Below are 10,232 nucleotides of genomic sequence, written 5' to 3'. Positions count from 1 at the left end.
CTGTGGTGCCTCGCTCCGGTGCAACTCGTTCCTCGCCGCCCCTATGCGGGGGCTCCTCCCGCTCACGCCAGCAACCCCTTCATCTGGTGCGTCGGTGTCGCCTCGAGCGCCGCGGCCTCGACCTTGGCACGCACCTCGGCGCGGTTGGCGCCCAGCGGCTCCTGCTTGACCACCTGCTCGTGCAGCTCCAGGATCGCGTTGATCAGCATCTCCGGCCGCGGCGGGCAGCCCGGCAGGTAGACGTCCACCGGGAGCACGTGGTCGACGCCCTGCACGATCGCGTAGTTGTTGAACATCCCACCCGAGGAGGCGCACACCCCCATCGAGATGACCCACTTCGGGTCCGACATCTGGTCATACACCGAGCGGATCACCGGCGCCATCTTGTGGCTGAGACGTCCCGAGACGATCATCAGGTCGGCCTGACGCGGCGAGGCGCGGAAGACCTCCATCCCGAACCGGGAGATGTCGAAGCGCGAGGTTCCCGTCGCCATCATCTCGATGGCGCAGCACGCCAGGCCCATCGTGACCGGCCACATCGACGACGACCGGACCCACCCGACCAGGTCCTCGACCTTGCCGAGCATGAATCCTGCCGGAAGCTTGTCCTCAAGTCCCATTGCTGCTCCTTCCTCAGTCCCAGTCCAGCCCGCCACGGCGCCACTCGTACACGAAAGGCACCGTGATGAGGAGGAGGAACGCGATCATCGCGATCAACCCGAACGTGGCCAGCTCGGTGAACGCCACCGCCCACGGGTAGAGGAACACCACCTCGATGTCGAAGATGATGAACGTCATCGCCACGATGTAGTACTTCACCGGGAACCGGCCCGAGGCGGCGTGCGGTGACGGCTGGATACCGCACTCGTACGCGTCCACCTTGATCTTGTTGTACCGCTTCGGGCCGATGACAGCGCTCGAGAGCAGACCGGCCAGGCCCATCACGAACGCGAGCAGGCCCATGACCAGCAGCGGAACGTACGGATTCGTCATGCGTCCATCCTTCTGGTGTCCGGCGTCGTTCGACGGACGTGGTCCTTCGAGCTATCTACCTGCGGCAGGATCAGACCGGGGCTCATGCTCTCGGCACCGCCTTCGTCAGCGACGTGATCACACGGTCGGTCACGTCCCCACCCTTGGTGTCGTAGCAGTCCGAGAGCAACTTGAGCACGATCTTCATCAGCATCGGCCGCGGCAGTCCGTACCGCGTGCACACCCGCATCACCTGCGGGTTCTCGATCAGCTTCACGAATGCCCGGCCCAGGGTGAAGTACCCACCGAGGTCGGCCCGCATCCGGTCAGGGTAGGTCGCCAACGTGCGCTCTCGCGCCGCATCGCTCGTCCGGGCTCGCGCCTGCGCGATCACGTCTGCCGCGATCCGTCCTGCCTGCAACCCGTAGGCGATGCCCTCGCCGTTGAAGGGCGAGATCATCCCTCCGGAGTCACCCACGAGCATCAGTCCGCGCGTATAGAGCGGTTGCCGGTTGAACGCCATCGGCAGTGCGGCACCCCGGACCGGCCCTTCCTGGTTCTCCGCCGTGAACTCCCACTCCGGCGGAGCGTTGCGCATCCAGGCGGCGAACAGTGACTTGTAGTCGAGCTGCGTCGCCTTGGCCGTCGAGCTGACCGACCCGAGCCCGACATTCGCGAGTCCGTTTCCGAGTGCGAAGATCCACCCGTACCCAGGCAGGAGCTGCGACTTCCCCGGTTCGCCGTCCCACAACTCGAGGTGGGATTCCATCCACTCGTCGTCGTGACGGGGAGTGCGGAAGTACGTCCGCACCGCCACCCCCATCGGCCGGTCGTCCTTCTTGGCCAGCCCCAGCGCCGTGGCCATGCGAGCGGAGACGCCGTCGGCTCCGATCACCACCGGAGCCCGGAACGTCAGTGGCTCGGCATCGACTCGCCGGCCGTTCTCGTCGACCTTGCGCGCCTGCACCCCGATGACGCGACCGGTGCGATCGTCAAGGATCGGGCCGCTGACGTTCACACCCTCCATCAGCTTGGCACCGCTGCTGCGCGCATGAAACGCCAGCGTGGAGTCGAGGTCAGTACGCGCCTTGGCCAGACCGTAACTGGGGTAGCGCTCGATCTCCGGCCACGGCAGGTGGATCGTGTGACCGCCGCCGATCACGCGCAGCCCGCGGTTGCGGATCCAGCCATCCTCGGCGTGCATGGGCACACCCATCCGGACCAACTCGGCAACCGCACGCGGAGTCAGACCGTCGCCACAGATCTTGTCTCGCGGGAATGTGGCCTTCTCGAGCAGGAGGACTTCGAGTCCAGCGGCCGCCAGGTAGTGCGCACTGGCGGCCCCGGCGGGTCCGGCGCCCACGACGATGACGTCGGCGTCGTCGGCTGCGCTCCGCACGGTCTCCCACCCTGTGTCGTCGTTGAATCGAAGTACCACCGAGCCCACTGAGCCTGCACGCGGCCACGGCTGAGTCCCGAACCTGCATCGGCGGGTCGGTTCTCGGTGCCTAGGCTACCCCGACCGGGGCGTGTGCGAGACCACGGCAGCACCCGGTTTGGCCCGAGTTTCCGCCGATTTTTTGTTACGGCCAAGTGCCGTAATTCGGGCCCTCACGGATCCAGGCGTTCTGGGCGGGAATCCCTCACCCGAACCCGGGCCTCATGGCCGATACACGGCGAACTCACGCACCAGATCGTGAGCGATGCCGGCGCCTCGTACTCGCGGGAGTCAGCGGCGACTCAGACCGGACGCGTCGCCCGGTGCAGCGCGACGATCCCGCCCGTGAGGTTGCGGTAGGCGACGCGGCGCCACCCGGCCTGGTGCAGCAACGCGGCCAGTGCGCGCTGGTCCGGCCAGTCCGCGATCGACTCCGAGAGATACGAGTAGGCGTCGGTGTTGGAGCTCACCATGGACGCCACCCGGGGCAGCACACGATCGCGATAGAGGCCGTACATCCCGCGCCACGCAGCGTTCGGCGGGGTGGAGAACTCGCAGATCACCAGCCGGCCACCCGGTCTGGTGACCCGGAACATCTCGGCGAGTGCCGCCGTCGTGTCCACGACGTTGCGCAACCCGAAGGAGATGGTGACGGCATCGAAGACCTCGTCCGCGAAGGGCAGCGCCGTGGCGTCCCCGACGACGAAGTCCAGGTCCGGGCGCCGCCGCTTGCCCACCGCAACCATCCCGGCCGAGAAGTCGCAGGGCACGACGTCGACTCCGGCGTCGGCGTAGGGCTCGCTCGAGGTGCCCGTCCCCGCAGCGAGGTCGAGCACCCGCTGGCCGGGCTCGGCACCCACGGCCTCACGGGTGCGGCGCCGCCATAACCGATCCATCCCCATCGACAGCACGTCGTTGGTGAGGTCGTACGCGGGGGCGACGCCGTCGAACATGCCCGCGACCTCGCGCGGATCCTTGGCCAGGCTGGCTCGTGACATACCTCCATCATCGCGCACCCGACCGCGTGACCAGCATCACCAGCCCTGGCGACGCTCACGCTGCCGGTGCGGAATAGGCTGACAAACGATGACAGACGCCGCCGTGGACCCGTGGCCACCGACCCTGCTCGCGCGCACCATCTCCGTACCCGCGCAGGCGATCGGCGACCTGTTCGACCTCCTCCCCTCCGCCGGCCCCGCCGACGCTCTCGCCTGGGTGCGCAAGGGTGAAGGGGTCGTGGGATGGGGTGAGGCGCTCCGGATCGAAACCTCCGGTGCGGACCGCTTCGCCGAGGCCGATCGCCGCTGGCGGGAACTCGCCGCACACATGGTCGTACGCGACGAGATCCGTCAGCCCGGGACCGGCCCGATCGCCTTCGGCTCCTTCGCTTTCGCCGCCGACTCCGCCGCCGGCGGCGCACTCGTCGTTCCACGGGTAGTGGCCGGGCGCCGCGGGTGCGATGCCTGGTTGACCACTATCACCTCGGCCTCCGAATTACAGCCTCCGCCCAACCCGACGGCGTTGCGCACGGCCCGGCAGGAGCGTCTCCCCCGGCCCGGGGTCACCTACGCCGATGGCGCACTCGGCGCGACCCGCTGGGGCGAGGCTGTCGGCGAGGTCGTCAGCCTGATCCGCTCCGGTGACGTCTCGAAGGTCGTGATGGCCCGGGACGTGACGGCGCAGCTCGACGGACCGTTGGACGTGCGCGACCTGCTGGCCACGCTCGCGGCCGACTATCCGATGTGCTGGACGTTCGCCGTCGACTCGCTCGTGGGTGCGACCCCGGAGCTGCTGGTGCGCCGTGAACGGGGACTGCTCTCCTCGCGCGTGCTGGCCGGGACGATCCAGCGCACCGGTGACGATGAGGCGGACCTCGCGCGGGCAGCATCCTTGGCGCGCTCCTCGAAGGACCTGGAAGAGCACGAGTTCGCTGTCGACTCGCTGACTCGCTCGCTGGAGCCGTACGCCGCGTCGACCAACGCCCCGGATGCGCCGTTCGTCCTGCATCTGCCGAACGTCATGCACCTGGCCACCGACGTCACGGCCGTGCTGGACGACGAGCACAGCGGCATGTCCTCCCTCCAGGTCGCAGCGGCACTGCATCCGACGGCAGCCGTGTGCGGTACACCCACCGAGACAGCGGCCGAGGTGATCGGCCGGCACGAGCGGATGGACCGGGCGCGTTACGCCGGGCCCGTGGGCTGGATCGGGGCCGACGGCGACGGCGAGTGGGGGATCGCGCTGCGCTCGGCGGAAGTCGCCCCCGACGGCCGGTCACTGCGGCTGTTCGCCGGATGCGGCATCGTGGCGGCCTCCGACCCGGAGGCGGAGATCGCCGAGTCGGAGGCCAAGCTGGAACCGATGCGGACCGCGCTCGGCGGCTGAGAGGCGTACCGAACTGACGGCCCCGGGAGACTCCGTGCCACATGAGGCACGGGATCGCCGTGAGCCGTCAGTTGTGCACCGGACGCGCGTCAGGAAGTGACGTCCTCACGCGCTGCCAAGGTCACGTCGACCGTCTGCGTCTGGCCGTCGCGAACCACAGTCAGCGCCACCGAGTCACCCGAGTCGTACGTGCGCACGTACCCGGTGAGCGAACTGGCCCCGCCGACGGCGTCGTCGTCGATCTGGACGATCACGTCACCTTGCTGCAGCCCGGCCTGTGCGGCCGGCGTCCCCTCGAGCACCTGTTCGATCGCGGCACCGGTGCGGGTGACCCCGCCGGAGGAGACTGTCTCGTCCGAAAGCGTCACGCCGAGGTAGGCGTGCTCGGCCGAACCGTCGGTGACCAGCTGATCGGCGATATCGGCAGCGAGGTCGACCGGGATGGCGAATCCGAGTCCGATGCTGCCGCTGGAGGCACCGTCGGTGGCGATCGAGGAGGTGATGCCGATGACGTGCCCGGCCGAGTCGAACAGCGGGCCCCCGGAGTTGCCGGGATTGATGGCGGCATCGATCTGGATCGCGTTGGTGACCACCATCTGACGCGAACTCTGGTCGGCGGTGCTCACCGGCCGGTCGAGCGCGGAGATGATGCCGGTGGTCACCGTGGAGTCGAGGCCGAGCGGGTTACCGACGGCCATGACGTCCTGACCGACGGCCAGCTCACCGGACGTTCCCAGTGTCGCCTCGACGAGGTCGTCCGGAGCCTCCTGCAGCTGCAGCACCGCCAGATCGGTGGCGGCGTCCGTACCGACGATCTCGGCGGCGTACATCCTGCCGTCGCTGAGGGTCACGGCAAGCTGCTGAGCTCCCTCGACCACATGGTTGTTCGTGAGCACGTATCCGGAACCGGCATCGATGATCACGCCTGAACCGGCACCTTGGCCCGCCTGCGACCGCGCCGAGATGGCGACCACGCTGGGCCGGACCGTCTCGGCGACGGCCTGCCAGTCGGCACTACCGTCCGAGGCCGGGGCAACCGTCGTTCCCGACGACGTCACCTGCGTCAGGCCCGCATCACCTTGGGTGTTCTGCAGGACGGCTGCCGTACCACCGCTGGCCAGCACCGCAGCGAGCGTCGCGGCGGTGCCGACCATCAACCACGGGCGCTGCCGCTTGCCTCGCGGCGCCTGGTTCAGCGCGGTTTCATCAGGCGAGGCTCCTCCGCCCTCGCCTGCACCCTGCGGGGCCTGGCGACCCGTGTCGGCCGCGTGGGTCGGGTGCTGCCAGGTGTAGGGGTTGGGGCTGGCGAAGAGCGGTTCGTGCGAGCGCCACGGATGCTGCGCAGCTTGCTGGGGATTCTGCGGATGGTTCGGCGCAGTCGGCTGCGGCGACTGCTGCGGCATGGCTGGATGCTGAGCGGCCGGGGGCTGAGCCGCTGGCTGCGAATAGGGGTTGGGCTGCGGGGTGTGGCCGGGCTGGTCACGGTCGTACTCGTTCATGGTTCCTCCCTTGCGGTGATGACTCCATGAGACGACGCGGACCTGTCGCCGCGCTGGAGGGAACCTGGGAACTTGCTGAGCGCCATGCCGGATGAAACTGACGGATGAAACTGACGGGAATAGTGCCACGTCGTGCCGTCAGCGACCTACGTGGCAGTATTCCCGTCACTTTCGTCCGCAGCGGCAGCCACTGCGGATCGGATGCTGTCGCTCAGCCGCTGGTTGCGCTCCCGGGCCGTGGCTCCGTCGAGGCGCACCTCCACCACGCTGCGACCACTGATCGGCGAGGCGAGAACTCCGGCGAGGTGCTCGGCGTCGACCACCTCGGTGTAGCGGACGCCGAAGCCGGTCGCCAATGACTCGAGGTCGAGTCCCTGCGGCGTCCGGAAGATGCGGTCGAAGGTCTCGGCACGTTCTCCGTGCTCCAGTGTCGCGAAGATGGACCCGCCGTCATCGTTGAGGACGATCACCTGCAGGTCCACCTCGGCCTCGAGCGGACCTCGGGCGAGTCCTCCCAGATCGTGCTGGAAGGTCAGGTCGCCGACCAGCACTCGCACCGGCCGGCCGGTGGCAAGCGCAAGGCCGGCACCGGTGGAGAGAGTTCCATCAATGCCCGCCAGGCCACGGTTGGCAAAGACCTGGATGGTCCGCACCTCATCGGCGCAGACCAGATCGGCATCGCGGACGGCCATCGACGCACCGAGCAGCACCGTGCCCCCCGCACGCAGCACAGCCGCGGCCACGGCAGGTCCGTCCAGCTCCCGTGGCCGGTCGAGCACTCGCGCGGCGGCAGCCGATGCGCGCAGCCACCGGGCCGTCCAGACCTGCTCCGCCTCACCCGCGTGCCCGGTCGGCGAGATCCCGTCGACCACCCGCTGCGCGGTGCCGGCCACATCGGTCCAGTCCGCTGATCCACTGGCCACCAGCACCTCGACTTCGGTGCGCGCGAGTAGCCGGCCCACCGGGCGGCTCAGCGTCGGTCTGCCCAGCACGACCACTCGCTCAACCCCAGCCCCTAACACCTCCACGGCGATACGGCCGGCGAGCACCGCCGTCGGGACGTGGCACAAGCCGGAGGACGGTTCGGCGATCACCGGCCACCCCCACCCGGCCACAGTCCCGGGATCGGCCACCCTCGCGGCCCCGTCACCGGCGACGACCACCGTGCGCGGCCCTCGCGGCAGCTCGACCGGCGCCCCGCCCGCCGAGGCGACCACCTGGAGCGGTCCGGGCACGGCACCGGGCGACCACTCGCCGTCGGGGACCAGCGGATCGCGGAAGGCGACATTCAGATGCGCCGGCCCCGGGGCGCGGGTCCGGGCGCCGGTGGCGGCCAGCACCGCGCGGGTGGTGACGGTGTCGATCCCACGGCCCGGGGCATCGTCATCGGCGGGCAGCTCGGCGAAGTACCGGACAGCGCTGCCGAAGAGCTTGACCTGGTCGGTGGTCTGGTTCGCACCGACCCCGCGCAGCTCGTGCGGCCGGTCGGCGGTGATCGCCAGCAACGGCAGTCCACTGTGAGCAGCCTCGAGCACCGCAGGATACAGATTGGCGACCGCGGTCCCGGAGGTCGTCACCACGGCCGCGGGACGATGCCGGGCGATCCCGAGCGCCACGAAGGCGGCCGAGCGTTCGTCGATGCGCACGTGCAGTTGGAGCCAGCCGGCGCGCTCGGCGGCATGCAGGGCATAGGCCAGCGGTGCGCTACGGGAGCCCGGCGCGAGCACGACGTCGCGCACACCACTGGCCACGAGGGCGCTCACGAGGACTCGTGCCCGGGCGGCAGAGGGACTCATGACGGCGATCCTGTCACGTCCGCCAACCGCCCCTGCCACCGTTGTGCCAGCTCCGCGGGAGCCGCGAGCGCGGCGAGACGATCCGGTGACGGCGCCACGCGGCGCACGTCCAGCTCGCCCGCCGTGGGCAGCAAGGGGGCGTCGGCGACGTCGTCATGGAACAAGTGCACCGTCGCGAGGCCGCACGCATGGGAGAGCTCGGGCAGAGCGGCGGCCAGCGCCACCCCGGCGGCGATCCCGACCGAGGTCTCCAGCGCAGAGGAGACCACGACCGGCAGCCCGATCTGCTCGGCAATGCGCAGCGCAGCACGCACCCCGCCGAGCGGCTGCACCTTGAGCACCACGACGTCAGCGGCCTCCCGACGGGCCACCTCGTAGGGATCCTCGGCGCGGCGGATCGACTCGTCGGCGGCGATCGGAACGTCCCCGCGGCGTCGCAGGGCCGCAAGATCGCCGACGGTCGCGCAGGGCTGCTCGGCGTATTCGAGGCCCTGTGCGGCCCGGTCCAGGATCGGCAGACGGTAGATCGCCTCGTCCAGATCCCACGCGCCGTTGGCATCGATCCGGATCTTCCCGTGAGGGCCGAGCGCGTCACGGACCGCTTCGAGGCGTGCCTGCTCGGCGGCGAGATCCTGACCGGGCTCAGCCACCTTGACCTTCGCGGTCCGGCATCCGCCACTGCCGATGACGATCGCGTGAGCGCGCTCGGGGGTGGTGGCCGGGACGGTGACGTTCACCGGGATGCTGGATCGGACCGGGTCGGGAAATGGTAGGTCTGCCGCTTCGCGGGCGGCAGCCCACCATGCGCGCGACTCCACGGCGTCGTACTCCCAGAACGGGGAGAACTCACCCCACCCTGCCTCACCTTCGATGAGCATCCCATCGCGCTGGCGCAGGCCACGGAACCGGGTCCGGAGCCCGATCGAGTACGTCGCTCGCCTCACCGGACCAGCCTATGCGGACTGCCGGCGCGCGCCGACACAGGCTCCAGGCACGGACTCCAGTTCCACGCTGTGTCCTTGCCGGGGACTGCGGCTGGCGCTCGGTCGGCCCGGAAAGCTCACTCCCGTGGCCGGCACACCGCCGCGAGCAGGTCACGAGCCAGCGCGGCGGGATCCCGGCCCTCACTGAGCGCACTGACGGCAGCTCCGTCGATGATCGCCACGGCGATCGCCGGATCCAGTCCAAGCGGTCCGACGATCCGGGCGATCGCTGCGTCCACCCGGGAGCGCCCGTCAGCGTAGGCAGCCGCGACCGCGGTGCTCCGGCCGGCTCCAGCGAGGTGCTCGTAGTGGCCACGGACCCGGTCGGCGGCGGGCAGCAGCGCTTCCACCGCGGCGGCGATGCGTTCCTGCCGGCCGGTGTGCTCATTCACCCTGGCTGCGACGGCCTCGGCCTGGTCCGCCCACCGGCCCACCACCTCGGTACCAGCCGCGGCTGCCAGGTCGGTCAGTGAGGCGAAGTAGTAGGTGGTGGCTGAGAGCGAGCATCCTGCCCGGGCGGCGACGGCGCGGTGCGTCAGGGCACCGGGCCCCTGCTCCAGCAGCAGGCCGACGGCAGCCTGCACCAGCTGACTATGACGCTGGCGCCCTTTGACCTGCATGGTCATTGCCTCTCGCTCTCAGTCCCGTTCGCTCTCAGCGCTCTCGACGACAGCCTGCGCGTCCGCCGGAGCGTTCTCCTGCCCGCCCGTGTGCCCTCCACCGGCGAGGTTGAGCCCAATCACGCCGGCGACGATCAGCACGAGCGAGACGATCTTGAGCACGCTCACCCCCTCCGCGAGCCAGATCATCCCGATGATCGCCGTCAGGCTGGCACCGATCCCCACCCAGACGGCGTAGGCCGTGCCGACCGGGAGGGTCCGCAGGGCGTAGGCCAGCCCGGCCATGCTCGCGGCGAGCGTGACGGCGAAGATCACCGTCGGCCACAGGCGCGTGAACCCCTCCGACGCCTTCAGGCTCGTCGCCCACGCCGTCTCCAACATGCCCGAGACGATCAACACGACCCATGCCATGGCTTCCTCCGAAGAATAGTACGTTAGTACCAGTTTCTCACAGGTCGAGCGCTGACTTGTTCGGCGTCTGCAGCGGCGGATTCATATGGTCAGTGCAACAGAAGTGACCGTGTGAGGGTGGGTGGTTG

At 69.6% G+C, this 10,232-nt stretch carries 10 protein-coding genes; 1 reads left to right on the top strand and 9 read right to left on the bottom strand.

The genetic code is table 11. The annotated features are described in order from the left end of the window. Positions 1 to 62: 62 nt before the first annotated feature. From FV560_RS17520 to FV560_RS17505, 4 genes are all read right to left on the bottom strand, one after another. Complete coding sequence (locus tag FV560_RS17520) at positions 63 to 620, bottom strand: NuoB/complex I 20 kDa subunit family protein (RefSeq protein ID WP_159622871.1); 558 nt, start codon at positions 618 to 620, stop codon at positions 63 to 65. Between the two features lie 13 nt (positions 621 to 633). Next, positions 634 to 993, bottom strand: a complete 360-nt coding sequence (locus FV560_RS17515; protein ID WP_159622870.1) for an NADH-quinone oxidoreductase subunit A — start codon at positions 991 to 993, stop codon at positions 634 to 636. Positions 994 to 1,075: 82 nt separating this feature from the next. Further along, entirely contained in the window at positions 1,076 to 2,371 is a 1,296-nt protein-coding gene (locus tag FV560_RS17510; protein WP_159622869.1) for a geranylgeranyl reductase family protein, read from the bottom strand. Between the two features lie 341 nt (positions 2,372 to 2,712). Further along, positions 2,713 to 3,408: a demethylmenaquinone methyltransferase gene (locus tag FV560_RS17505; protein WP_159622868.1), complete on the bottom strand. Its 696-nt coding sequence runs from the start codon at positions 3,406 to 3,408 to the stop codon at positions 2,713 to 2,715. An 88-nt stretch (positions 3,409 to 3,496) separates the two neighbouring features. Here FV560_RS17505 and FV560_RS17500 point away from each other — a divergent pair, with 88 nt between their 5' ends. Next, a complete protein-coding gene (locus FV560_RS17500; protein WP_159622867.1) occupies positions 3,497 to 4,795 on the top strand; it encodes an isochorismate synthase in 1,299 nt (432 codons plus the stop codon). 89 nt (positions 4,796 to 4,884) lie between these two features. On the opposite strand, the gene FV560_RS17495 is transcribed toward FV560_RS17500, so the two are convergent. From FV560_RS17495 to FV560_RS17475, 5 genes are all read right to left on the bottom strand, one after another. Then, entirely contained in the window at positions 4,885 to 6,294 is a 1,410-nt protein-coding gene (locus FV560_RS17495; protein WP_159622866.1) for a S1C family serine protease, read from the bottom strand. 146 nt (positions 6,295 to 6,440) lie between these two features. Next, on the bottom strand, positions 6,441 to 8,090 hold the full coding sequence (menD, locus tag FV560_RS17490; RefSeq protein WP_159622865.1) for a 2-succinyl-5-enolpyruvyl-6-hydroxy-3-cyclohexene-1-carboxylic-acid synthase: 1,650 nt from the start codon (positions 8,088 to 8,090) through the stop codon (positions 6,441 to 6,443). Further along, complete coding sequence (locus FV560_RS17485; protein ID WP_159622864.1) at positions 8,087 to 9,034, bottom strand: o-succinylbenzoate synthase; 948 nt, start codon at positions 9,032 to 9,034, stop codon at positions 8,087 to 8,089. Before FV560_RS17485 ends, menD begins: the two co-directional genes overlap by 4 nt. Before the next feature lie 116 nt (positions 9,035 to 9,150). Further along, positions 9,151 to 9,699 carry a TetR/AcrR family transcriptional regulator gene (locus FV560_RS17480; protein ID WP_159622863.1) on the bottom strand — a complete coding sequence of 183 codons (549 nt, stop codon included), beginning with the start codon at positions 9,697 to 9,699 and terminating at the stop codon, positions 9,151 to 9,153. A gap of 12 nt (positions 9,700 to 9,711) precedes the next feature. Beyond that, positions 9,712 to 10,104, bottom strand: coding sequence for an SMR family transporter (locus FV560_RS17475; protein ID WP_159622862.1), 393 nt, complete (start codon positions 10,102 to 10,104; stop codon positions 9,712 to 9,714). Positions 10,105 to 10,232: the final 128 nt, after the last annotated feature.

It is taken from the genome of Ruania rhizosphaerae (assembly GCF_009805705.1).
In the GTDB taxonomy this organism is placed as follows: domain Bacteria; phylum Actinomycetota; class Actinomycetes; order Actinomycetales; family Beutenbergiaceae; genus Ruania; species Ruania rhizosphaerae.
Note: the sequence above shows the minus strand (reverse complement) of the source record. Positions and strands in the feature narration are given on the sequence as shown.